The organism is Spirochaetia bacterium, from assembly GCA_022482625.1.
GTDB lineage: Bacteria > Spirochaetota > Spirochaetia > Sphaerochaetales > Sphaerochaetaceae > Pleomorphochaeta.
In genome coordinates this window covers 1,148,480-1,172,513 of record JAKVOU010000001.1, presented here as the reverse complement: position 1 = coordinate 1,172,513, position 24,034 = coordinate 1,148,480, and the positions used below count along the sequence as shown (strand labels likewise).

General features: G+C 44.6%; 25 protein-coding genes, 4 tRNA genes and 1 pseudogene. 10 read left to right on the top strand and 20 right to left on the bottom strand.

The genetic code is table 11. From position 1 onward, the window contains the following. Positions 1 to 2 precede the first annotated feature (2 nt). From lptB to LKE40_05290, 8 genes are all read right to left on the bottom strand, one after another. Positions 3 to 752, bottom strand: coding sequence for an LPS export ABC transporter ATP-binding protein (lptB, locus tag LKE40_05325; protein ID MCH3916873.1), 750 nt, complete (start codon positions 750 to 752; stop codon positions 3 to 5). After that, on the bottom strand, positions 745 to 1,371 hold the full coding sequence (locus LKE40_05320; protein ID MCH3916872.1) for a hypothetical protein: 627 nt from the start codon (positions 1,369 to 1,371) through the stop codon (positions 745 to 747). The genes lptB and LKE40_05320 overlap by 8 nt, the downstream gene beginning before the upstream one ends. Further along, positions 1,361 to 1,924 carry an LPS export ABC transporter periplasmic protein LptC gene (gene lptC / locus LKE40_05315; protein ID MCH3916871.1) on the bottom strand — a complete coding sequence of 188 codons (564 nt, stop codon included), beginning with the start codon at positions 1,922 to 1,924 and terminating at the stop codon, positions 1,361 to 1,363. The genes LKE40_05320 and lptC overlap by 11 nt, the downstream gene beginning before the upstream one ends. 3 nt (positions 1,925 to 1,927) lie before the next feature. Then, positions 1,928 to 2,365 carry a SoxR reducing system RseC family protein gene (locus LKE40_05310; protein MCH3916870.1) on the bottom strand — a complete coding sequence of 146 codons (438 nt, stop codon included), beginning with the start codon at positions 2,363 to 2,365 and terminating at the stop codon, positions 1,928 to 1,930. Then, the gene (locus LKE40_05305) at positions 2,331 to 3,137 is read right to left on the bottom strand and encodes a YmdB family metallophosphoesterase (protein ID MCH3916869.1); all 807 of its coding nucleotides are present in this window, start codon (positions 3,135 to 3,137) and stop codon (positions 2,331 to 2,333) included. The genes LKE40_05310 and LKE40_05305 overlap by 35 nt, the downstream gene beginning before the upstream one ends. A gap of 76 nt (positions 3,138 to 3,213) precedes the next feature. Next, positions 3,214 to 3,786 carry a manganese efflux pump MntP family protein gene (locus LKE40_05300; GenBank protein MCH3916868.1) on the bottom strand — a complete coding sequence of 191 codons (573 nt, stop codon included), beginning with the start codon at positions 3,784 to 3,786 and terminating at the stop codon, positions 3,214 to 3,216. Positions 3,787 to 3,929: 143 nt separating this feature from the next. Then, positions 3,930 to 4,015 (bottom strand) — tRNA-Leu (locus LKE40_05295). A gap of 289 nt (positions 4,016 to 4,304) precedes the next feature. Then, entirely contained in the window at positions 4,305 to 4,889 is a 585-nt protein-coding gene (locus LKE40_05290; GenBank protein MCH3916867.1) for a hypothetical protein, read from the bottom strand. Positions 4,890 to 5,686: 797 nt separating this feature from the next. On the opposite strand from LKE40_05290, the gene LKE40_05285 reads away from it, so the two are divergent. The 3 genes and pseudogenes from LKE40_05285 to LKE40_05275 all read left to right on the top strand — a co-directional run bounded on the left by LKE40_05285 (position 5,687) and on the right by LKE40_05275 (position 7,297). Next, entirely contained in the window at positions 5,687 to 6,037 is a 351-nt protein-coding gene (locus LKE40_05285) for a hypothetical protein (protein ID MCH3916866.1), read from the top strand. A 253-nt stretch (positions 6,038 to 6,290) separates the two neighbouring features. Then, positions 6,291 to 6,808 (top strand): annotated as a pseudogene (locus tag LKE40_05280) (carotenoid 1,2-hydratase). Between the two features lie 138 nt (positions 6,809 to 6,946). Continuing rightward, positions 6,947 to 7,297 (top strand): hypothetical protein, encoded by a 351-nt coding sequence (locus LKE40_05275; GenBank protein ID MCH3916865.1) that lies wholly within the window; start codon positions 6,947 to 6,949, stop codon positions 7,295 to 7,297. Between the two features lie 142 nt (positions 7,298 to 7,439). Here the strand turns inward: LKE40_05275 and LKE40_05270 are convergent. From LKE40_05270 to LKE40_05260, 3 genes are all read right to left on the bottom strand, one after another. Beyond that, a tRNA-Gly gene (locus tag LKE40_05270) sits at positions 7,440 to 7,511 on the bottom strand. 10 nt (positions 7,512 to 7,521) lie between these two features. After that, positions 7,522 to 7,594, bottom strand: a tRNA-Lys gene (locus LKE40_05265). Between the two features lie 42 nt (positions 7,595 to 7,636). After that, positions 7,637 to 7,708, bottom strand: a tRNA-His gene (locus LKE40_05260). A gap of 345 nt (positions 7,709 to 8,053) precedes the next feature. Here LKE40_05260 and LKE40_05255 point away from each other — a divergent pair. Further along, positions 8,054 to 9,925: an IS1634 family transposase gene (locus tag LKE40_05255; GenBank protein MCH3916864.1), complete on the top strand. Its 1,872-nt coding sequence runs from the start codon at positions 8,054 to 8,056 to the stop codon at positions 9,923 to 9,925. 154 nt (positions 9,926 to 10,079) lie between these two features. Here LKE40_05255 and LKE40_05250 read toward each other — a convergent pair whose 3' ends face one another. Together LKE40_05250 and LKE40_05245 are read right to left on the bottom strand one after the other, a co-directional pair. Beyond that, positions 10,080 to 12,350, bottom strand: coding sequence for an AAA family ATPase (locus tag LKE40_05250; GenBank protein MCH3916863.1), 2,271 nt, complete (start codon positions 12,348 to 12,350; stop codon positions 10,080 to 10,082). A gap of 9 nt (positions 12,351 to 12,359) precedes the next feature. Beyond that, entirely contained in the window at positions 12,360 to 13,052 is a 693-nt protein-coding gene (locus LKE40_05245; GenBank protein MCH3916862.1) for a hypothetical protein, read from the bottom strand. A 127-nt stretch (positions 13,053 to 13,179) separates the two neighbouring features. On the opposite strand from LKE40_05245, the gene LKE40_05240 reads away from it, so the two are divergent. Beyond that, on the top strand, positions 13,180 to 13,359 hold the full coding sequence (locus tag LKE40_05240) for a 4Fe-4S binding protein (protein MCH3916861.1): 180 nt from the start codon (positions 13,180 to 13,182) through the stop codon (positions 13,357 to 13,359). A gap of 89 nt (positions 13,360 to 13,448) precedes the next feature. Continuing rightward, positions 13,449 to 14,162 carry a Bax inhibitor-1/YccA family protein gene (locus tag LKE40_05235; GenBank protein MCH3916860.1) on the top strand — a complete coding sequence of 238 codons (714 nt, stop codon included), beginning with the start codon at positions 13,449 to 13,451 and terminating at the stop codon, positions 14,160 to 14,162. 150 nt (positions 14,163 to 14,312) lie between these two features. Here LKE40_05235 and LKE40_05230 read toward each other — a convergent pair whose 3' ends face one another. Genes LKE40_05230 through LKE40_05220 form a run of 3 tightly spaced genes read right to left on the bottom strand, consistent with a single transcriptional unit; the run spans position 14,313 to position 16,322 of the window. Next, positions 14,313 to 15,053 (bottom strand): PHP domain-containing protein, encoded by a 741-nt coding sequence (locus LKE40_05230; protein MCH3916859.1) that lies wholly within the window; start codon positions 15,051 to 15,053, stop codon positions 14,313 to 14,315. After that, positions 15,047 to 15,379, bottom strand: a complete 333-nt coding sequence (locus tag LKE40_05225) for an iron-sulfur binding hydrogenase (GenBank protein MCH3916858.1) — start codon at positions 15,377 to 15,379, stop codon at positions 15,047 to 15,049. Before LKE40_05225 ends, LKE40_05230 begins: the two co-directional genes overlap by 7 nt. A gap of 1 nt (position 15,380) precedes the next feature. After that, positions 15,381 to 16,322 carry a CBS domain-containing protein gene (locus LKE40_05220; protein ID MCH3916857.1) on the bottom strand — a complete coding sequence of 314 codons (942 nt, stop codon included), beginning with the start codon at positions 16,320 to 16,322 and terminating at the stop codon, positions 15,381 to 15,383. A 29-nt stretch (positions 16,323 to 16,351) separates the two neighbouring features. Here LKE40_05220 and LKE40_05215 point away from each other — a divergent pair, with 29 nt between their 5' ends. The 4 genes from LKE40_05215 (at position 16,352) to LKE40_05200 (ending at position 20,414) form a co-directional block, all read left to right on the top strand. Next, positions 16,352 to 17,029 carry a carboxymuconolactone decarboxylase family protein gene (locus LKE40_05215; protein MCH3916856.1) on the top strand — a complete coding sequence of 226 codons (678 nt, stop codon included), beginning with the start codon at positions 16,352 to 16,354 and terminating at the stop codon, positions 17,027 to 17,029. 64 nt (positions 17,030 to 17,093) lie between these two features. Further along, on the top strand, positions 17,094 to 17,804 hold the full coding sequence (locus LKE40_05210) for a pseudouridine synthase (protein ID MCH3916855.1): 711 nt from the start codon (positions 17,094 to 17,096) through the stop codon (positions 17,802 to 17,804). Positions 17,805 to 18,138: 334 nt separating this feature from the next. After that, positions 18,139 to 19,827: an ammonium transporter gene (locus tag LKE40_05205; GenBank protein ID MCH3916854.1), complete on the top strand. Its 1,689-nt coding sequence runs from the start codon at positions 18,139 to 18,141 to the stop codon at positions 19,825 to 19,827. A gap of 128 nt (positions 19,828 to 19,955) precedes the next feature. Next, entirely contained in the window at positions 19,956 to 20,414 is a 459-nt protein-coding gene (locus LKE40_05200) for a DUF523 domain-containing protein (GenBank protein ID MCH3916853.1), read from the top strand. Here the strand turns inward: LKE40_05200 and purU are convergent. The 4 genes from purU to LKE40_05180 all read right to left on the bottom strand — a co-directional run bounded on the left by purU (position 20,398) and on the right by LKE40_05180 (position 24,024). After that, positions 20,398 to 21,276: a formyltetrahydrofolate deformylase gene (purU, locus tag LKE40_05195; protein MCH3916852.1), complete on the bottom strand. Its 879-nt coding sequence runs from the start codon at positions 21,274 to 21,276 to the stop codon at positions 20,398 to 20,400. The genes LKE40_05200 and purU overlap by 17 nt on opposite strands. Further along, positions 21,251 to 21,508 (bottom strand): exodeoxyribonuclease VII small subunit, encoded by a 258-nt coding sequence (gene xseB / locus LKE40_05190; protein ID MCH3916851.1) that lies wholly within the window; start codon positions 21,506 to 21,508, stop codon positions 21,251 to 21,253. Before xseB ends, purU begins: the two co-directional genes overlap by 26 nt. Further along, entirely contained in the window at positions 21,509 to 22,858 is a 1,350-nt protein-coding gene (gene xseA / locus LKE40_05185; GenBank protein MCH3916850.1) for an exodeoxyribonuclease VII large subunit, read from the bottom strand. It abuts the gene before it with no gap. A gap of 62 nt (positions 22,859 to 22,920) precedes the next feature. Further along, positions 22,921 to 24,024 (bottom strand): endonuclease, encoded by a 1,104-nt coding sequence (locus LKE40_05180; protein ID MCH3916849.1) that lies wholly within the window; start codon positions 24,022 to 24,024, stop codon positions 22,921 to 22,923. Positions 24,025 to 24,034 lie beyond the last annotated feature (10 nt).

Below are 24,034 nucleotides of genomic sequence, written 5' to 3'. Positions count from 1 at the left end.
GCCTAGTCCTCCTCAAAAGCTGTACCGAAGTATATGTCCCTTGCAACCTCATCGGCAAGCAGTTCTTCCTTGCCGCCGCTTACCAAGATGGTACCCTCGTTTATTATATGTGAACAAGTGGTTATTGCAAGGGCATCCCTGACATTGTGGTCAGTAAGCAGGATACCGATGCCACGTTGGGAAAGTTGGCGCACAATTCTTTTTATATCACTTACTGCTTTGGGGTCAATTCCTGCAAAAGGCTCATCAAGGAGCAGGAAATGGGGATTTATGGCCAAAGCCCGTGCAATTTCAGTCCTACGACGTTCTCCTCCTGAAAGTGTGTCACCGTACTGCTTGCGCAAATCCTGCAAGCCGAAATTTTCAAGCAGTCTTTCTTCTGCTTCTTTTTTTTCTGCTTTGCTGAGATCGGTCCGTGTCTGGATGACAAGGCGAAGATTGTCTTCTACTGTCAACTTTCGGAAAATACTCGGTTCCTGTGGCAGATATGATATGCCTCGTTGTGAACGTTGGTACATCTGCAGTTTGGTAATGTCTTCTCCATCTATCCGAATCTGCCCGCCTTGGGCTTTCAGAAAACCTACGACCATATAGAAGGTAGTTGTTTTTCCTGCTCCATTGGGACCAAGCAGACCTATGATCTCGCCGCTTCTGACAGAAAAGGAAATACCTTTGACTACTTGTTTTTTCCCATAGCTTTTCTTCAGATTTTTAATTTCAAGCAAATGTGAAAATTTCTGCGGTCTAGTCATTGACAGTCCCCCTGATGGAACCATCCATCGTAATCCTGTTGTCCTTGAGATCTACGCTGATGGCTTGGGCATCATAAATATCCTTTGCATAGGTTACCTTTGCATTGCCCAGCAATGCAAGATTGTTCTGTTCTGTATCGAAGGAAAGGTAGTCAGCATTACATTTCATCAACTTGCCATCTGCATCATGATAAAGCTTTACGGCAACCTGCAGGTCAATCTTCCCAGACCCGCGGTTATAGCTGAGCCCTGAAGCGGTTGCATGCAAGGCATCGGAAGTGTCGTCAAGTTCAATGAAACTGTTGACTCTGATTATCTGGGAAGACCTGTCGTAGGAAATCTCATTGCATCTGATGGTCAGCCCTTTGTCACTATCCTTGACCAGAACGGTACCGCTGCAGGTAAGCAGGGCATAGTCTTTTCCGCTTATCTCTATGGTATCTGCATCGATTGAAAGGGACCCGATAGTGACATGGGCTCCTTCCTTCAATTGGATGACCTGGTGGTCCTGCTGCATCTTGAGCTGCGTATAGCCACCCGAAAAGGAGATAGGTTCAGCAAAAAGCCGCATGATGCACATGCTCAGCAGTATGGCAGAAACCAGCAGCTTATTCTTCATGCAATTCTCCTTTCTCAAGTGTCGCAAATTCAAATGTCCTTGTTGCAAGATTACCTGAAAAACCAGTACCTGTTATCGTATCATTTCCGTTGAATGTTACCGATACTTTGCCTTTTGTGCTGGAGAGCACTTTAGAGGAGTTGTCCCAATCCAACGATGAACAATCTATTGAAAATTTTCTTTCAGGCAATTCAAGAAAAATGTTGCCATCCAGCTGCGCACTGTAGCTGTCTGTATCGAGACTACAGTAATCAGCCTTACCTTGCATTTTCAAGACGCCGTCACTATCATATTGCGTGAAGCTGAGGTTGTCCATCAAGGCTTTATGTGCCTTCCCATAGATTTCTATATTTTTGGCTACTACAGTTACAGGTGCTGTTCCTGCTTGCGAAAGTGTATAACTGCCGTCAGTAAGCTGAAGGTCCGGATGCTGTGCCGGTTTTGGCCTTGCATCTGTGTCTTGGGCAACAAAGGAGCAGGACGCAGACAAGACAAGAGCCATGGCACAAAGCATTACCAGAGAAATCCACCGGACCTTGCACCTTCTTGCCATTTTTCAAATCCTGTCATCTTCTCGGGAAATGACATGAGGGTAGTATCTTTTCTTTCTGAGATGAAAATAGATGCCGACTCCAGCAAAACCTACACCAACGCCTCCTACCGAAACAAGGAACCTCGCAAAATCTGCCTTGAGTGGGAACAGAAAATAGAATAGTGGGAACATCATCAAAGGTATCATCAGGGTGATGAAAGTCGTTCTTATTGTCTTTGCAGGCGGGAGGTATACGTTGACTTTGTCCCCTGGCTTTATTTCCGCCTGTAGTTGTTTATCAATCATGGCTTGAAAAGTCTTGCCTTTGACGTTGCAGAATGAGTTGCCTTTACATCCTTTGCAGGCACTTGTAGGGCAGGCCACTTCGACCGTACCGTCATTGTTCTTTTGTTTTACTTCTACTTTTTCATACATCGTTGCTACCACTACCTTCATGGACATCTGTTCTGAGGGTTTCTATTCCCTCTGCTTTTCCATCTTCACCTAATGTTACGATAACTCCCTGCAATTGGAGGGAATCCCAACATTCCTTGCTTCGTCTTGGTACCGCAGTGATGAACTGATCAATTTCATTGGTCGCTTCAAAACCTCCTACGGAAAGAGTTGACCCACACATTCCGTTGTCTGTAATGAAGGCGGTACCTCCTTCAAGGATTCTTGCATCACTGGTCAGTGCTTTTGAGTGTGTCCCGACGACAGCACCTGCTTTTCCTGCCAGCAGATAGCCCATTGTATTTTTTTCAGCCGTCGTTGAAGCATGGAACTGTACCAATATATAAGGCGTACTTTCTTTTGCTTTGTCTACCATGTATTGTGCCAGTGAAAAGGGGTTGCCAAGATGGAGGCGCGGAAAATCAGAAAGGCCGAGCAGATTGATGATTGCGAGCTTTGTTTCTCCGACTTCAAGGTATTTGATACCTTTTCCCGGCACATTCGGCGGATAGTTTGCCGGACGGAGTACATAGCCTGTTTTGCTGATAAAGTCGACCATATCAATCTTATAGAAGATTTTTTCCCCACCGGTAATGATGTCAATGCCACTTTTCAACAGCTTGATTGCATGATTTTTACCAAGTCCGAACCCATTGGTCATGCCCTCGCCATTTGCTATTGTTACATCTATATGCCGTTTAGCCTTGAGTTTTCTGAGTTGGCTTTTAATTACCGTTGCTCCCGGTTTGCCTACGATTTCACCCAGGCATAATATTCTCATTTTCATACTTTGAAGAGTACAATGCATCTGTCATTCAATCAAGGGCAACATGGTTGTCAGTCTAGCCATCCTTGTATCAAAAATGGATGAAACCCAGATGCTGGAGTAGGATTTTCAGTCCTATGAGTACCAATAGGATTCCCCCCGCAGTTTCTGCCTTGTTTTTGAAACGCGTACCGAATCTGTTGCCTATCATGACACCGACGAAAGAGATGGCGAAAGTAATGAATCCGATGACAAGGATTGCCCGTGTTATATCCATACCAGGGAGCAGGGCTAATCCTATGCCGACGGCAAGGGCATCTATGCTTGTTGCTATTGCAAGCATAAGGAGCTCTTTCAGGTCAAGTCTGACAGTACAGTTTTCTTCCTTGTCTTTTGCCAATGATTCCCTGATCATCCTGATACCTATGAAGGACAGCAGTGCAAATACCACCCAATGGTCATAGGTGGAAATGATGGATTGCAGCCGGCTTCCAAGGAACCAACCAAGCAGGGGCATGAGGGCTTGGAACCCTCCGAAGAACAGGGCTATGATAAAAGTCTGTCCATAATTAATCTTTTTCATGCATAGGCCCTTGCAGATTGAGGTTGCGAAAGCATCCATTGACAAGCCTATGGCAATCAGAATAAGTTCAGTCGTTCCCATGACAGGTAAAATTCCTCCCTGTATGTCATATCATATCAGTCTCGATAATGCATGAAGCAGGTAACTACATACTTATTCCCTGTTGAGAAAAAAACACGCAATCCACTTCTGTGGATTACGTGCAATGTCGTTGCTCACACATATGCCCAGAACAAGATTTGAACTTGCACGTCCTTTAACAGACACTAGGACCTGAACCTAGCGCGTCTACCAATTCCGCCATCTGGGCAGGCTATCTGAAATCTCGGATTTTGTCCAAAATACCAGCCTGTGACCCTAAAAATATCTTCAATTTCAGATTGAGTCAAGTAAGATTTTGTTTTCTTTTGTCTGATTGATTTTGTGAGTGACACAATGATATTGCCCGATTGTTGAAATAAAACAGAAGAAACGGGACTGGTCATGGCAATCAAAAAGTCTTTATGTAATTTTTTTGGGGAAAGAAAAGATGCTGATAGAAAAAACCCCGTCAATAATGATGGGGCCTCTTCGGTACGCTTGTCAGTTTATGTCAGGCACTAATTAAGTGCATAGGCGAAAGTAATGGTACCTGTATATATATCTGGAATTACGGAGGAATATTCCTCTGCAAGTTGTACTTTGATGAGATATCTGGTCCGTGCATAATCACTTGATGAAGTCCTGGTGGGAACATCGAGGGTAGTCGATGATGTCGAAGAAGTATCAATCGTTCCAGTTGCTAAACTATTAGCAGTACTTCCTGAATTAGGAACATAGTAGAAATTTGCCGTATAGTTGATATAACTTGATGTGTTGTGGGTACCGCCTTGTAGAGCCGTGCCAGAAACGGTGACCGTTGCTCCGTTCATGTAATTGGTGAGCACATTTAGGTAAGCAACATCCTGTTCCTCATCTGTCAAACTGAGTTTTACTGTTAAATCTGAACTGTTTTCATTTTCAAAATCTGTCGGTGAATACTTATAGAATAAATTCGTGCTAAGTCCCATGTAACTGAAACCGGGAATCTTTGATTCCAAGGTCAGTTTTGCTTCGTCTGGCAAATGGCCGGTTGCGTTGTCTGCTGCATATATACCTGTAACCATCATGGCACCGGCTAGTAGCAATGCAATTAGTTTTTTCATATGTATACCTCTTCCGTTCTAAATTAAATTATCTTTCTATAGCTATTTATATATACAATAAATCTGTGTGCAACTTATGTCAATAGTTTTTTTTATTTATTGTATTTTAATTAGGTTGATACTGTTAGTTCTTGGCAATTTGAGAAGTATACCTAGCAATACTAACGTACATAATTCAATTATACCTAGAATTGCGTATTGTGTTATTTTGATGTACTCTATTGTGCTAGTACTATATTCTCTAAAATATAATTATCAGCTTATGACATTTGAATATGTATTTTTTGATAGTATTATAGAAAATTTCAAAACACTATTTGTCTTTTTAGTTAAGAAATCAGGCTATGGACAGGGAAATTATAAACCTTTCAGGAAATTATAGGTCAGTTGAGCCATCGTCTCAGGAGATTCTATAAAGTTGTTTTCGGTCCATATCAAAACTAGAAAGCAGATGGTGGAAGCAATGAAGCCTATTACATATTTTTCCAACCCAAGATTGCCTGGTACAGAAAATTGTCCTATAGCAATGAGCTTTGTTATGTTTGAAGTGATTGCCCTGCTGATCATGAAAAACAGGTTATTCTAAGAAGAAGTACGTGTTGCAAAGATGAAAGGGGAAAAGCTAACGATGTTCCATGCAATGCGTATTTCCCCGTTTGATACCGTCGGATTGGCTAGGATCGGCTAGGATCGGCAAATTCATGAAGAAGATGCTGCACATGCCGGAAAAAGAGATACAGCAGCTTGACATGACTCCGGTTCCTTAATTCATTGATAGGTCTGGACCTTTCCCTGGTATGTTCCGTACACAGATATTGCATCTGTGTGAAGGGGCTTTTGAAATGACTGCAGATCTTGTGCCTGCATCGGTTGGTTACCGGTGGTTCCTTGATGACTGTGTACCTGGACATCCGATGACAGTAATATTTTCCGAAGGTGGTTTTGGTTTCTATGAAGAATTCAAGGCAAAGTCCGAAGGTACAGACGGAGAATTCCATAATTATGTATATCTAGGGACGACATCATTGTACCCGAATACAGCGCCGCCAGGTAAGCAGCTTGTGTATGCAGTCATGTCTTGCTATCCGAATCCCGATATAGACGTACGGACGCATCTTGCATATGTATGTATCAGCTGTCGGCCATAAGATAAAACCAGATCTGTTTGACCATATCTACAGGACCGAATTGGTAACACCTGCCAATGTGTTGCGGTAGATACGGATGCAATGGGAACCGTGGGGGGTGAATCATATGGTGTAGCCAACTGTAAGGCCAGTGCGAGACCTACATCCCAAGCAGATAGCCCCGATAGGGCATCTATATTATGTCGGCAATGATGCAGGAGGCTTTGGTCTTGGTACACAGCAAGCTGTTGATTCTGCCATATATCTTGCAGACATGATCCTGAGCTTGCATGTAACAAAAAGAGGATATCCTGTGAAAAAACTTGGATATGATCCTGATAATCATGGAAGCTTTGATCAGGCATGGGGAATTCATAGGAAATGCAAGGAATGGTGGTATGTCACAGGTACGCTTACAGATGAAGACGGTAACCTGTATTCCTGCCAGTTTACCTTACTTCATCTTTGTTTCAAATGACCCCTAAGGTCGTGATGGTGGCTTTCACGGATATGCAGACAGGATGCCATCATTATCTGCAGCAAATGCAGTTGTTTCCTTCCGATATTACGATAACGGACAAACAGGTGGCTTATAAAGGCATCGCTTCCGTGACAAAGAAGAAGGATCATATGCAGGTTGACCTTTCCCATAAGGATTTTAGCTTGCATATGAAATCATGGTATGGCAAAGGAGCAATCTGGCAGTGTGATGACGGTAAGCTACAGATGGGATTGCCAGGAGAAAGAGAGATCACATTCTATTATTCCTATACCAATATGCCGACATCTGGTGAATTGACGTACGACGGGAAGACGATTCCAGTGAAAGGCAAGCTGTGGTTTGATAAACAAGGTGGTACCTGTTCCATCCTGAAACGGGAAACGAATTGGGAATGGTTTTCCTTGCGGTTCTATGATGATGAAGAGATGATGCTGTTTACATTTCCTCAGAGCAATTATCAGGATAGAACGTATATGCCTGCTGATGGAAAGATCATACGGCTTACTGACTATGAGATAAAGACGACAAGATACATTGAGAAAATCGGCATGAAATCATCATCGGGATGGTCATTGCATGTATATGGGAAAAAGAAAGAATGCTACACCATTGTACTGGTTGTTGAAGGAAATATAAATTTTGCCTATTTCGGGGAATTGTGCTGGGTCAAGAATGCAGAAGAAACTGCAGTAGGGGTATGTTTTGCCGAGCTGTTGGGTGGAGTGCTTAACGAAAAAAGTAAGCAGGGTATATCGAACCTGTTCAAGGCCCTTGTATAGTAAACTGAAAATCCAGAGGATCTTTTTTTTGAGGTGAATCGACTTTGTCTGGAAAAGAAGAGATATATATCTGAATCTTGTTGCAGGCGAATGTAATAAAAAAGGCAAGTGATTCCTTGGACTGTCATCACTTGCCTTGTCTAGCGAAAGACGGGACTTGAACCCGCGACATCCACCTTGGCAAGGTGGAGCTCTACCACTGAGCTACTTTCGCATATAATAGATGAGCTGCAAAGGGATCGAACCTTTGACCCACAGATTAAGAGTCTGTTGCTCTACCAGCTGAGCTAGCAGCCCAAATAAATAGCCAGACAATGCCGACAAACATTTGCCTGTGAAGGTGGAAGAAGGGGCTCGAACCCTCAACAACCAGATCCACAATCTGGCGCTCTACCATTGAACTACTTCCACCACGAAATGGCTTATATCATTCAACCCGTATGAATATGCCGTATTCATATGGTTTTGTCTAGCCCTTTGGATACAAAAACCCAAAAATACCTGCGAAGGCCCTCAGTGTGTTTTTTTGTGTACTTCTTGCCATTCATCCGTATTTTTGTTTTTATCTTGAGATTTCCCTTGTTTGACAGCTACTTTTTCAAAAACAGGAAACATTTTCTTTCTCAGTAAGTGATAATATCTTTTTTATATTTTTTAGGTGTAGATTAATTGTACACACAGGGGACTCTTGCATAAACATGGGGAATCTGCCATACTTCCCGTTGTACCAGACCAAACAAGAAGGAAGGGCTTTGTATGTATCTGTCCGTAATTCCACAAAAACGTTCCAACAAACACCGGATGTACATACGGGAATCGTATCGGGTGCATGGGGTCCAAAAGAAAAGGATCGTTGAAGATCTGGGGTTCGTTGAAGATTATCTGGATGTGTATGATGATCCGGTAGCTCACTTCAAGGAGATTGCAAGGAAGAAAACCTCTGAGAAGAATTATCTGGACGAAGAAGTCGAGGTCAAAATCAGGATCCATGATTTCCTTGACAAACAGCAAATAGAAAAAACTGACTTCAGCAACAGAAAGAATCTGGGATACATCATCATTTCCCATTTCTACCACAAGTTGAAACTCGACAAGTTCATCAACAGCAGAAAGAGGTCAACCGATATCACATTCAACATGGACAAGGTTTTCCAGATGCTCATCTATGCAAGGATCATAAACCCGGATTCCAAGCTGGGGACCTTCAGCAGCAGGGAAACCTTCTTCGAACCGATGGATTTTGAACTGCAGCATGTGTACAGGACCTTGGATTATCTGTTCCGGTGGAGGTCAGGCCTGGTAAGGCATCTGAACAATCAGATGAAGAAGCAGTTCAAGAGGGATACCACGTTGATGTACTATGATGTCACCAATTACTACTTTGAGATCGACGATCCCAAGGGGATGAAGCAAGGGGGCGTCTCCAAGGAGCATCGTCCCGGCCCGATAATCCAGATGGGCCTTTTCATGGATGACATGGGCGTGCCTGTAAGTTACCGGCTCTTTGATGGGAATACCAATGATTGCCTGACACTCCAGCCCAATATGGAAACGATCAGGGATGACCTTCAAATGGAAGACATTGTCGTCGTTGCAGACAAAGGCATGATGACGGGTGACAACAGGGGGAACATCCTCCTTGATCATAACGGCTATGTAATAAGCCATACGGTAAGGGGTGCTGATGCAGAGATGAAAGGCTGGGTAAAGGACCAGGATGATTACATCTGCCTTGATGTCCCGGAGAAGGAACAGCGGTATGAGAAGATAAGGAAAGGGAGGACGCCGGGAACAGGCAGTACTCCCCGGGTAAAAATGAAGGCGAGGTTTCATCCTGCAAGGATCAATGTCAAGGACAAGGAGACCGGGAAAACAAGCAAGGTATCAATCAATGAAAGGCAGATCGTCTATTATAGTCAAAAATTTGCAGACAAGGCGAAGAAGGACAGGGAAGATGCGATAAACAAGGCCATGAGATTCGTTGACAGCGGAAGTACTGCGGTCATGAACAACTATGGCAGCAATAAGTATATCAAGACTGATATCGTTGCAGCCGACGGGGAATCCCTTTCAAAGGCAGATTGCATAAGACCCTACTTCAACGAACAGAAACTGGAAGAAGATGAAATGCTTGACGGGTATTATGTCATCTGCACAAATGTAATCGGCCTGGAGCCGGGTGACAGACCGCTGAATGCGAAAAGCAGGTTCTTGAAGGATAATTACTTCCAGTTGAACAAGACTGTAAGTGACCTTGATATCATTGAAATGTACCGGGGCTTATGGGAAATAGAAGAGACCTTCAAGATAACAAAGAGCTATTTGAACTTCAGGCCTGTCTTCCATAGCAAGGAAGAGCGCATAGAGGCCCATTTCCTCTCGTGTTTTGTGTCTTTGGTAATCACACGACTGATTGAACAGGCAGTTGAATCAAGATGGTCGACACTGCAAATCATTGAAAGTCTTCAAAAGGCTTCAGGGACTGAATTCGAAAACAACATGTATGTCTTTGATTATTATGATGACATCCTGGAAGCATTTGATAAAAAGCTGGGAACCCAATTCAAACGAAAATATATGACAAAAGGTGACTTGAAAAATATCATAGGAAAGATGAAAAAGGGTTAAAGTGCCCACAACTTTTCTACATTTGTCAAAGGGCCATAGATACTTACAGCAGTAGTATTTATAGCCTTCTTTAAGCCCCTGTAGCTGTTAAAGACAGGATATGGTTTTGTCTAGCCCTTTGGATACAAAAACCCAAAAATACCTGCGAAGGCCCTCAGTGTGTTTTTTTGTGTACTTCTTGCCATTCATCCGTATTTTTGTTTTTATCTTGAGATTTCAATAGGTTTTCTTTTTTTGTTGCTGATTCAAGAATCAGTATATGATGGTTCCATTTCAGATTTTTATCTGCAATGTAGGTCACCAGTTCCTTGGTTACTGCTTCAAGGTCGATTTCAATACCTGCACAGTGCCATGCCTCTGCATAGGTTCCGCTTATCCAACGTGCTATGTCACTTTGCAGAACATGCCGTAATTCTGATTGATCAATGGCCTTTGCCGTACAGTACAGGCCTTTTTCTGTGAACGCCGCAGACAGATCCTGGTCATTCCATCCTGATAACCCTGACTGATCATGCTTGAAGATCACTTGTTCAGCCTGTTTGAGCAATGCCTGCAATTTACTATTGTCGGTGACAAAATCTGATAGGCGAGACCCTTCTCCTGGAACCGTCTGGGCAAAAGCCATGACACCGCCAGCAGCAAGTTTGCCTTTCAGCAATGGCAGCAACTGTTCAGTTTCTTCGAACTTGTTGAAGATGTTTCTGCCTATTATCTTTTCAAACTTCAAGGCAGGGTCAAGGGTAGCAAGAAAATGTTCCTTGCTATCCATGGCTACGAAAGGCCGGAGCACCTTGTCCAACGTGCTTGCATAGTGAGTAATATGATCAAGCTGTTCCTTTGTCTGGACTTGGGCACAGACATAGCCTTCTGGAGTTTTCCTGAAGGCTTCCCACAGAAGCAGTCCATGCCCTGCACCGAGTACAAGGACCCGGTCACTTCTGGTAAAATGAAGGTTTTGGTAAAGCAACTGCTTCGTAAGTTCAATCAGACGTCCCCTTTCACTGGTAGTACGGGACAACCATTGCTGTCTGGCCTTGTCCCCAGGTGAATAGGTGAGGTTTTCAGGGAAAGCATCCGTCTGTGTCGCTTCCAGTTGTGCTTCCCTATGGGAAAGCACCCTGTCCCTGACTTCTGCTTCATACCCTAGGTTGCCCGGTGTATAGAAAACCTTGCCCTGCAGGGATGTGGGAAGATACTGTTGGGCTACCCAATGGTCCTTATAGGCATGAGGGTACAGATAACCTTCTCCATGCCCGAACCCCTTGCTGTCACGGCTTGCGTCCCTGAGATGGTTCGGTACTTCGTCGGCCTGTTTTTCTTCCCGTACTGTTGCCAATGCATCAAATAGAGAAAGGGTTGTATTGCTTTTCAGGCAGGTCGCAAGGTAGAGTGCTGCATGTCCAAGATGGAATCTGCCTTCAGGCATGCCTATCCGGTCGAATGCCGCGGCATCGGCTTCGACGACTTGAATTGCCCTAGGATCGGCAAGCCCGACATCTTCTGCGGCACTGATCAACATACGACGGAAAATGAAACGCGGGTCTTCTCCTGCATCAATCATCTTTGCTAGCCAATAAAGAGCAGCATCAGGATCGGAGCCTCTCAGGCTTTTTATGAAGGCAGAGATGACATCAAAATGATAATCTCCCTCTTTATCGTAGAGCACCGCTTTCTGCTGTATGCTTTGCTCTGCAGCATCCTTTGAAATGTAGATCTTTGTTCCGACCGGAGGAGGAAATGGCTCGACTGAAGTTTCTACTGCCAGCTGAAGTGCGTTGAGCAGGGACCTTGCGTCGCCTTTTGCTACTTTGACCAAATGCTCGAATGCTCCGGCTTCAAAGCTGACAGCATAGTTTCCATAGCCACGTTCCTTGTCTGTCAGTGCTTGATGTCCGATTTTCTCCAGGTCTGTATCAGTCAGACTTTTCAATTGGAAGATCCTGGAACGGGAAACCAAGGCTGCATTGACTTCAAAGAAAGGGTTCTCGGTAGTGGCGCCGATCAGTATGAATGTGCCGTTTTCTACCCAGGGTAACAGTGCATCCTGCTGGCTTTTGTTCCAACGGTGGACTTCATCGACGAAAAGGATTGTTTTCTTGCCATATAATGCAAGTCTTTCCTTTGCGTCGGTAATTTCCTTGCGAAGCTCAGATACACCGGACAAGACGGCATTCAATGTAGAAAAATGACTTTTTGTAGTGTTTGCTATTACCCTGGCAAGAGTGGTTTTCCCTGTGCCTGGAGGGCCATAGAAGATGACCGAAGAAAGCTGGTCCGCTTTGATTGCCCTTCTCAGCAATCGTCCTTCACCTACAATGTGTTCCTGCCCTATGTATTCATCCAATGTCCTTGGACGCATGCGGTAGGCAAGCGGCTGGGCAGAGGATGTAGCATGTGCTTCAAACAGATCCAATTTACTTTCCATACTGTTTCCTCATTCTATCGGCAATTTTCCACCGGATTGTTGCAGTAATTCCTGTTCATTGGCTTTTGCCTTGCTGTAGTAGATTGATTCAAACAAAGTTTTCGTAGTGGTTCTGAATGTTTTCTTCAAGGGGGCCAGTGTCTGCCTGCCTAGTTGCCCTATTGAATCAGAGTAGATGTCATATTGCTTTGTCATTTCTTGGAAAAGAGTATAGGCAGGCTTGAGTTTTTCATCAAGGATTGCATCCAGAAGCGTATCTACTTTGTCCTTGTGTTGTTTGACCAGCAGTTCTATACCTGTTTGCTTCGGTACGTAGCTTCCGCTCAGCTGTGGAGAGAGAGAGGGAAAATCAATGAGGGATGCTGTTGCCTGCAACTGTGTATCGGCTTCTATTACAGCCTGTCTGAACCCTGTATAGGTCAACTGGCTGAGTGTCTCGATGTCCTGTAATCCTGGGATTTGTGTTTTCATTAAGTCAAGCTGATTGCTGTCTCCGTCTGTCAGGAGAGAAATATCCTCATTGTCCATGAGGCTGCCGTTGACCATCCACAAGGAATTACGGAAAAAAGTAATCCTTGTTTGTCTGATTTCCTCCTGTCTTTCGGCTTCATTGACTGAGGTAGTCATGCATCCTGTCAAGACGGACAGACAAAAGGGAATAAGCAGAAACAGGGATAAGCATCTTGCACGTTTTCTTTCCATATCTCCAGTATAACATTGCTGTATGGGATTGGCTAGCTTTCGGCGGATATGTGCATTTGTCACAGACTTAGAAATGCCTTTTCTGTAGTATCACAACAGACGTTGATTTTGTTCCAGGAGGAAATAAGTGAGTATCAGAATCAGGAAAGGGCTATGCCCTCAGAACCATCCTTGTCCGGCTGTAAGGGTGTGTCCTTCACATGCTATCAAACAACAGGGTTTTTCCCAGCCGACAGTAGATGCTGAAAAATGTATTAACTGCGGCAGATGCCTGCACTACTGTCCCTACGGGGTTTTCACCAGATAGGAATATGGCTTTGGTGTGAAGATTTGCCATAACCCTTGACGAAATGATTGGAAAGTATGAAATTATAAGGAGTGTACGGAGGATAAAATATGTCACAGGATAGAAATTTGGCTTCAATGCTCGGTAATATCCAGGCGAGAGAACGGAGTATTGTCAGAAACGTATATCTATGGATGACTGCAGGGCTGGCAGTGACAGGGGTGACTGCTTATGGAATAGCAGCCAATCAGAGATTGATGACCCTGTTCCTGCGTAATCCCTTCTTTCTCATATTCCTGTTCATTGCGCAGTTCGGATTGGTCTTCTATCTGTCAGCGCGCATTCAGGACATGAGTCGCAACAGGGCTACCTTTACGTTCCTGGGCTATGCATTTGTAACAGGAGTGACGTTCAGTACACTGTTCTATGCATTTTCAGTGCCTACGATTTTCAAGGCCTTTCTCGTGGCTGCTTTGATGTTCGGCGGAATGTCATTCTATGCTACGACGACGCATAAGGACCTTAGTGGAATCGGCTATTATTCAGGTATGGCGCTTTGGGGATTGATTGTTGCCATGTTGGTCAATTTCCTCTTCAGGTCAACGATGTTTGATTTGCTGATCAGTGTCATCGGCGTATTTGTCTTCCTTGGTCTTACTGCGTGGGACGTACAGAAGATCAAGAGGACCAATGATGAATATGGCTATAGCATGAGTGAACTTGATTATCATAGGGCGAGCATCTATGGAGCTCTTACCCTTTATCTTGATTTCATCAATATTTTCCTGTATCTGCTGAGGATTTTCGGACGTTCTGACAGTTGATTATGAAAAAGGGTATCAATAAAAGGACCTTCTTCATGGAAGAAGGCCTTTTTTTGCCTAAAAAGTATAAGGAGGCTTTTGCCTGATGGTGCTGTCTGCAGGTATCTTGTACAAGGCTATAGCATCGGTTGAATCAGCATTTCTGTAAATTCAGGTAGCTTTTTCTGTACTTTCCTGTTGAAAATCGCCTTTATAAAAGACATGTCCATCCAGAAGCCCCTGCTTGAGGCCTTCCCAGTCAATGGATGGCAATTCCAGTTGGCATGCTCTTCTTCCTACATGCTGCAGGTAATGGGCATCAGATCCTGTCAGAATTGTTTGCTTGTAGATATCTTTGTGTTTCTTCGGTTGTATTGCTTCAAGGGCAGAGAACGGAAGATCAGGCAGAAAACCCAAATTGCAAAGGATGCTGTTTGCACCTTTGTCTATATGGGCCGGTATGACAAGGCCGTCTCTGCTGAGCACTTCACTGACCAGGTCCTCAATTGAAATACCACAGGTCGTCAGAAGCGATTTTTTATAGGTTTCTTTGATATTGCCTTCGATATCAACGACGAGTTGGTTGCCGAAGAGCTTCGGGTCGTTGTTGATCTCAGGCAACAAGGTTTCTATGAAGGTACCGAATTCCATGGCATCGTCCAGATTCCCGAACAGGGCCAGGATATGGGTATCTTCAATCGTGTTGACTTCCATGCCGAAGACCGGCATGATCGAACAAAGTTCGCATGCTTCCTTGAAGGTGGGCAGGTTCCTGCAACAGTTATGGTCAGAAAGGGCAAGTATGTTGATGCCCTGTTCCATTGCTTCTACGGCAAGCAAAGCTGGTGTCAGGTCATCGCTGCCACAAGGAGAAAGACAACTGTGGTTGTGCAGATCCAGGACAGCTAGCATCCAAGGGCCTTGGCTATCTTTGCAGATACATTGAATTGATTTTCATCGGTCGTGAACAATGAAATCTCTTCTTTCTTTGCAGCTTCGATCATATCCTGGGGACATTCCCTGCCATTGCAGGTGATTATGGCAGGCATGGAAGAAAGGGAAGCCACTGCTATAGTGTTCTTGTGAGCCTGCACTGTTATGAGTACACATCCTTCTTCTGCATTTCCCATTACATCGCTGAGCAGGTCACCTGTATATGCGGTGGTGACTTCTGCATCCTTGTTACCCATGTATACGGTTTCGATACCTTTGATTGCTGAAATGTCTGCTACGGTCATGCTATTTGTCCTCCTTGGACGCTGTCTTGGGCGTAAGATTGATGACGCAGGTCACCTTTGTACCTTTCTGCCCGCTTTCAATTGCGAAGTCATCACTGACGTTCTTTACATTCGGAAGTCCCATGCCTGCACCGAATCCTAAGGATCTGATCCAATCCGTGGCTGTGGAGAAACCTGGAGTAAGTGCTTTTTCCAGGTCCGGTATCCCTGGTCCTCTGTCCATTGCTGTAATGGTAAGTTTGTCAGGCGTATAGTTTGCCAGCAGTTCGCCACCGTCAGAATGGACAACGATATTCATTTCCAGCTCATAGGAAGCAATTGCAGCTCTTCTGATTATTGCACTTGCCACGCCTGCCTTCTTGAGCTTTTTCTTTATCTGTGTGCTTGCGTAACCGGCATTTTCGAAATCATGCTTCATTATGGCATAGGAGTGAAGTTCTCCGTCTATGGAACCTGGGTTTGAAGGGAAATTGTTGCTGTTTTTTCTTTCCAGGTCTTCAACTTCCCTGTTGATTTCGACCAGCAACGTAGAGGTGATGTCCCTGCTTGTAATCATCCCGATCAGTTCCTTCTGCTTGTTCAGTACTGGAAAACGATGGAAGGAAAAGCGATCAAAATAACTTATTGCGAAAGATATGGGCATATCATCTTCGAGAACAATCAGATTGCGGGACATATGGTCGAAGCAGGGGTCTTCAATGTAACCCTTGTCCAGCGCTTGGATAATATCATCCATTGAAATAAGGCCGATCAGACGTTTCCCTTGTACGATGGGGACTCCTGTGATTTTCTTTTCCCTCATCAGTTTCTGTATTTCCCTCAGACTGGTTTCCTTCCCGGCTGTTTCCAGATCCTTGGACATGACATCTTTGACTTTTAATCTGTAGATGAGGTCAAGGATAACCGTCGGGGAGGAGTAGGTATTGATAGGTATTTCTTGCATGGGACAAGTATACACCAGAAATTGATGGTTTGAAACAAAAAAATCGTTTCGGAACTTTATCACTGACTGCTTGCAATGGTCATGGTATCATAACTCCACGGAGAAATTTAATGGATGCAACGAAAGGTAAAAAACTCTATGGCCCCTCGGAGGGGTTTCGTAATCTCTACAAGGCTATTATTTCATTGCCTGATTTCAAAGCTGGCAAACGGTCTGGAGCCCTTGATTTGAAATTCCAAGAGCGGATTATGCTTGCTGTTACGGAAGTAAATGGCTGTCCGCTCTGTACCTATGTACATACACGGATTGCTCTGGAAGCAGGACTTGCTGATGGTGAGGTAGTACAATTGCTTGAGGGAGCACTTTCTCATGCCCCTGACCAGGAGAAAGAAGCTTTGTTGTTTGCCCAGCATTATGCCGATAGCAGGGGAAAATATTCAAAAAAGGCATTTGACAGGATTGTAGAAACGTATGGTCGGAAAAATGCCCGTGCCATATTAGGGGCAATACGACTTATTATGGTCGGTAATACTTATGGTATTCCCATGGGGTCCTTTTCCAGTCGCTTCGGCGGTGATAAGTCCAAAAAGGATTCCAGAAGTACATTCGGCTATGAGCTTGCCATGTTGCTGACATTTGTCCCTTTTGGAATTATTGCTTTTTTTTCTGCCCATGTGGCAAGACTCTTTGGTAGCAATCCCGAATGACAAAAACCATAGGGTCTGTTACTATCTTTGATAGGATTGTTTTAATTTTTGTATGGATGATCGGATGTTTACTGTAGTATATGAAGATAATGACCTGCTTGTCGTGGATAAACCTGCGGGTCTCAGGACCGTTCCTTTGAAACATGACGGATCGCAGGCAGATACTCTCCTTGGTCACGTCAGCCGACGCTATCCTGAGGTCTGCTCCTTTTCTGGCTATAATGCCTGGGAAAACGGGGTATTGCATCGCTTGGATACTGATACAAGCGGACTTGTGGTGATAGCCCGGAACAAGGAATGCTTTGATAAGCTGGCCTATGCACAGAAGGCTGGGCTTTTTTGGAAGGAATATGTTGCCATCTGTTCTACTGAAGAAAAGAAACCTGTTCCTGAGGGCTTTCCAAGCTATGACCTGGAAGATCCAAAGGAATCAGGAGGTGTTGAAGTTATTGTCGGCAGTATGTTCCGTCCGTACGGGAAAGGGCGTCAGAGAGTTGCTCCTGTAACTTCGGGATGTTCTCGGATAATAGGGAGGAAAGCTTCTGGACGATGGTATGAGACCCGTATTGTATATTTGGGAAACAATCGCTACAGCTGTAGGTTGAACAATGGGTACCGTCATCAGATAAGAGCTCATCTTGCATGGAGCGGGCATCCTCTCGATGGAGACCTGCTGTATGGAGGGAAGCCCGGGACCCAGCTTGGCTTACGTGCTACGGAGGTAAAATTTCGGCATCCGATAAGTGAAGAATTGGTTGATATCTGTGTGGGATAATGTCAAATTTGTTGTGTTCTGTTGCAGATGGCCCTTTTGACCAGTTTATTAGTTAGCCAAGGTTTGTAGAAAATGATAAAATTTAATTATTTATATTGTAATAAAATATAAAATAAATTTATATATTTTTATTATTTTTTGTATCAGATTGATTGACAAAAACGGTCAAAAGATAGTATGAATAGCGCATACATCAAAGGCGATGTGAGTTCAAATGGCTCACGTCGCCTTTTTTATTTTACCAGAAGAAACACCTCGGGTGGGGTGTAGGGATGAGCACAAAGACGTGCGGGTTGTTTGAAGCCTGCGCGTCCTTTTATTCAGGAGGGAAGAAATGTTTTCTTCAGTTGACACTATTTGGGTATTGTTGGGAGCTGCATTGGTATTTTTCATGCAAGCTGGGTTTGCCATGGTTGAAACAGGGTTCACAAGGGCAAAGAATAGTGGGAATATCATCATGAAGAATCTCATGGACTTCTCGCTTGGAACACCGGTTTTCTGGATCCTTGGCTTTGGATTGATGTTCGGTGTAACAAAAGATGGTAGTTCATTGCCATTCATCGGTGTCCCGGATTTCTTTGTACGCGGAAACTATGACAGCAGTTTCCCGACATATGCTTTCCTGATTTTCCAGACTGTCTTCTGTGCAACTGCTGCTACGATTGTATCAGGAGCCATGGCTGAAAGGACAAAGTTTTCTGCTTACTGTATCTATTCTGTGATTATCAGTGCTCTTATCTATCCTGTCAGTGGTCACTGGATTTGGGGTGGCGGTTGGCTTTCTTCTCTTGGTTTCCACGATTTTGCAGGTTCTACTGCTGTCCATATGGTCGGTGGTGTGGCTGCTCTTGTCGGCGCAATCAAATTGGGACCACGGCTTGGAAAATTTGATGAAAACGGCAAACCTCAGGCCATTCCCGGTCATAGTTTGACCCTAGGCGCCTTGGGTGTATTCATCCTCTGGTTTGCATGGTTCGGTTTCAACGGATGTTCTACCGTTTCCATGACCGGTGATGCAACAATCGAAAGTGCCAGCCATATCTTTGTTACGACTAACCTTGCGGCTGCTGTGGCTGCCTGTACCACTATGTTGTTTACATGGGTTCGCTATAAGAAGCCTGATGTATCGATGACTTTGAACGGTGCTCTTGCTGGCCTTGTCGGTATAACTGCTGGCTGTGATGCAGTTTCTCCTGTAGGAGCAGCTATCGTCGGTATCGTCTGTGGTATCCTTGTTGTACTCGGCGTAGAAGTCATTGAAAAGAAATTTAAGATTGATGATCCTGTCGGTGCTGTTGCCGTACATGGTGTCTGTGGTGCAGCAGGAACCTTGCTGACTGGGTTGCTGGCTGTAGACGGTGGTCTTTTCTACGGCGGTGGTGTTCATTTCTTTCTGATACAGCTGCTGGGTGTCGTCAGTGTCATGATCTGGGTTGTGGTTACGATGACTATCATCTTCACTATCATTGACAAGACGATCGGACTTCGTGTTTCACCTGAAGAAGAAATTGCAGGTCTTGACCTTGAAGAGCATGGACTTGAAAGTGCTTATGCAGATTTTATGCCGATGGTCAATGGCCTTGGCTATCCTTCAGAAGTTGAAAATGGCTTCAAGACTGGTGATGTTCCTCCCGCTGCTGCTGTTTCCGTCAAGGACGTGAGCACTGGTGCGAAGTTGACCAAGGTTGTCATTGTTACCAAACAGTCTAAGTTCCAGGCCTTGAAAAAGGCATTGAACGATATAGAAGTAACTGGTATCACTTTGACCCATGTAATGGGCTGTGGTATGCAGAAAGGACGTAATGAATACTATCGTGGTGTCCCTGTTGAGATGAACCTCCTGCCTAAGATCAAGGTCGAGGTAGTGGTTTCAAAGGTTCCTGTACAAACGGTGGTTGATACAGCCAAATCCGTGTTGTACACCGGGCACTATGGTGATGGAAAAATCTTCATCTATGATGTTGAGGATGTCATAAAGGTCAGAACTGGCGAAACAGGCTATGATGCCTTGCAGGATGACTGATTGATTTACTGACCTTCAATATTGTTACTTGGCCGCTTCTGGTAAACTGCTAGCCGGAAGCGGCTTTTTTTACCCTTTTGCTTGGATCCCTGCTTGCTGTCAAATTTGTCATGGAGTATCCTTGGACCATGAAAATATTGATTTCAAGATGCTTGTTGGGAATCGCTTGCCGATACGACGGCAAAGGAGCTGCTGATACAGCTGTCTGCCGGTTCATGGAAGAAATAGGTCAAGACAGTTTTGTGTCTGTCTGCCCTGAAACTGCGGCTGGTCTCGCTATTCCTCGTTCTCCTGCTGAATTGTGCGATGGTCGCGTCATTGATAAGAATGGAAGGGATATGACTTCGGATTTTGAACTGGGTGCAAGGCTGGCATTGGAATGTGCAGAGAAGAACAGTTGTAACTGTGCTTTGCTGAAAAGCCGGTCACCTTCCTGTGGCAACGGGACTGTCTATGATGGTACGTTCTCAGGCACTCTGATAAGGGCAGATGGTATTACAGCCTCATTGCTGAAAGCACATGGAATCGCTGTTTTCTCAGAACTCCAGCTGGACGGACTGAGAAAATACCTCAATGCTGGGCATTGAAGACAATTGTTCTGTTCTTATAGATGATGATCCGCGATTCAAGGTGTGCCTGGACAGCTTTTGCCAAAGCTCTGGTTTCGGCATCCTTGCCAGCTTCCTTGAGGCCATCTGGGGTCAGTTCATGGTTGACTCTCAGTACTTCCTGTTCGATGATAGGCCCTTGGTCAAGGTCGCGGCTGGCATAGTGGGCTGTGGCTCCTATGATTTTTACGCCTCGTTGGTAAGCCTTGAGGTATGGATTCGCTCCTTGGAACGCAGGGAGGAATGCGTGGTGTATATTGATGATCTTGCCTTGCCATTCATCGATGAATTCTTCACTGAGTATCTGCATGTACCGTGCAAGGACGACAAGGTCAATGTCGAATTTTTCAAGCAGCTGTCTTACTTTGGCCTCTTGTTGGCCTTTTGTATTTCCTGTTACCGGAAGGTAATAGTATGGGATTCTGAAGCTGGATGCCAATCCTTCCAGATTTGGATGGTTTGAAATGATCAGGGGAATCTCACAATGGAGTTGCCCTTGGTTTTTACGTGCAATAAGATCGTAGACGCAATGGCTTGTCTTGCTGCAGAGAATTGCCATCCGTGGAACATAATCACTGTAATGGCAGGACCAGTGGAAGCCGTTTTCCACTGCAAATGCACTGAAATCTGTTTCAAGCTGGGCTCTGGTCGTCTTCAGGTCATCCATATCCAGTTCCATTCGCATGAAATACATGTTTTCATAGCTGTCCGTATACTGCTGACAATGAAGGATATTGAAATCCCTGTCATAGAAAAAGTTTACAGTTCTGGCCAATATACCTTTTTTATCCTCACAGCTGATGAGAAAGATGATTTTATTTTTCTTTTCCTTGGAAAGCAAATTCGTTATCTCCTTCTTTATCTGATTTCATATCCTTTTCTTCAATACCGCCTTCATTGTCCTGCATGATAAGTTTGACTTTTCTTTTTGCTTCTTCAAGCCGCTTTTCCAGGTCATGTGAGAGTTTCATGCCTTCTTCAAACAATTTGAGGCTATCTTCCAGACTGGTGTTGTCTGACCTGAGCGCAGTTGCAATCTTTTCCATGCGTTCCAAGTCTTTTTCAAATGTCATTTACCTGTCCTCCTTTACCTGTATTTGCCGACTTCCGTCACTGAGTTTCAGTGTCAGGTTCGTTCCTGGTTTTGCCTGACGGCAGGATTTGACAATCTGTCCTTTATGGTCACTGACAATTGCGTATCCTTTGTCCAACAAGCCTTGGGGGCCTAGTGAACTGATTATTCCGGCAGACAGCCTTATTCTGTGTTCCAAAGATTTTAGCAGATTTTGTTCTGTTTCTGCAATGCTGGCTGCAGTCAGCTTGCAACGGGCCTGTTGTCCTTCAAGCTGTGCAAGCAGTGCTTTTGCAAGATTTCTGCAGTCATACTGTTGGAGCTTGGATTGACGTGTATTGAAATAACGTTCCATATACAGTTCCATGTCCCGTTCCAGTCCTGCACTTATCAGCTGGCAGCTGTCAAGTCTGGAACGTATAGTCGTGCTGAGGGATTGACGGTCATAGGCGTGCAGTTTCTGTTCTGTCAGCAGCAATTTGTTCTGTATGGAATGCTTCAGGTCTTCTTCCACTGATTCTCTCTGTTGCCTTGCTTCAAAGATGCCTTTCGTTGCAAGTTCAGCGGCCGCGGAGGGAGTAGGGGCTCTCATATCTGCCACATAATCACACAACGCCCAGTCTATTTCATGTCCTACGCCGGTAATGACAGGAATGGTACATGCAAGGATAGCCTGCAGTACCGTTTCGTCACTGAAGGGCAGTAAGTCTTCGACGGAACCTCCTCCTCTGGCTATGATCAGTTGATCACAGAGCTTCAGGTCTTCTGCAATGTGGATAGCATTGGTAATCGACGCTGCTGCTTCTTTTCCTTGTACGGTTGCCGGAATTATGATGATATCCAGATCAGGAGCACGCCGTGCAGTTACCTGCAGAATATCCTGCAATGCAGCCGCCGTTGGGCTGGTAATGACGCCTAGGCGTTGCGGGAAACGACAGATTGGTTGTTTGCGGTCTTGATCGAACCAGCCTAGCTGGCTATAACGTTGCTTTCGCTCTTCAAGTTGCCTGAGAATATCGCCCAGGCCGGTCTGGACAATTGAGTCTACTTTTATCTGATATGTTCCTCGTGGGGCATAGACGGAGATACTTCCTGTCACAGTTATTTCGTCGCCATCTTTCGGAGGTACGGTTACCCGAAAAGTATTGCCTCTGAACATGACAGCATCAATAGATGCTTTGTTGTCTTTGAGCTTGAAATACCAATGCCCTGTGGAAGATGGTCGGAAACCGGAAACCTCTCCTGTTACCTGCAGATTGTAGAAGCCCCCTTCCAAGGTCTGTTTGATCAGTTCAGTAAGCTCCGAGACACTCAGCATACCTTGAAGCAACAGATTGTCATTGTTGATCACCTTGCGGTTCCTCCGATGGGTCAATTGTGGTACTCTTGGCCCTTTTTTTTCAAGGGGTATTATTATTCCAACGTAAAGCTCAGACGGACAGGCTGATGGTCACTGTAGGCAAAGTCATTGCTTATGTTGTGTGCCGTAGCGCTGATACCAGGGGAAAGCAGGAAACCATCTATGACTGTAGAATAATTTATGCCTTTCGTATATGGCAGGTCAGAACTTCTACAGGTGGGTATTTCAAACTCATTGTCTGCCTTGCAGATATGCATGGAAGAGGCCAAGTCACTATCTTCAAGTACATTTGCCCACATGGGAACCTTTTCCTGTGACGGAAAGCAGGTAAGGACTTCCTTTCCCAGTGCATGGTTGAAATCTCCTCCTGCAATTACATAATTACCTTTGTCACATTCCGCCTGCATGAAGGAATTGAGCTTTTCGAGCTGTAATTTTCTGATTTTTCCTCCCTTGTCGTATGCACTCATATGGGAATTGATCAAGACAAGTTCCTTGCCGCCTTTCACCGGTAGTCGTTGTACTGAAAAACACCGATCCAAATCCATGTATCGCTGTGGAAAAGAATTGTCGATAGGATAACTCATGCGTACCGCTTCTTCGATGTGCCATCTTGAATAGGTTGCGATACCAGCCAACGAGGCTCCATGTGGATCATACAGCGGAAACATGAGATAAGCAGTATGGAAATTGATTGCATAGTCTGATGAGTAATCACTCAATGCAGTATCAAAGATTGCCTTTTGGTCAACATGATAACTGCGCGTACTGTCTCTGTCCATTTCTTGGATCAGTACGAAATCGGGGCTGAGGGCTTGTACGGTTTCTGCACAGCCGTTGGTATCTTTCAGGATCGTTTCCTTGTCTTTGCCTTTGCCGTATTTCCCTTTTGTTTTCTGTCCGTTGTCCATAGTCCCTGTTTCCATGAAGAAACTATATTCAGGATCATAGGCTCCGAACCCTATATTATAGGTAACAGCTGTATATGCCTTTCCTTTTTCCAAAGGGGCCGTAGCAACGGGGTTGTAGATTTCAAGCGGCTGTTTATCAGGAATCCTGTAATATTGGTGCATGACATACAGAAAATAACCTGCAATGATAAGAAGGAGGACAATTACAATTCCTCCGATTACTGAAAGTATCCGCTTTATCTTCATGGGGCAAGTC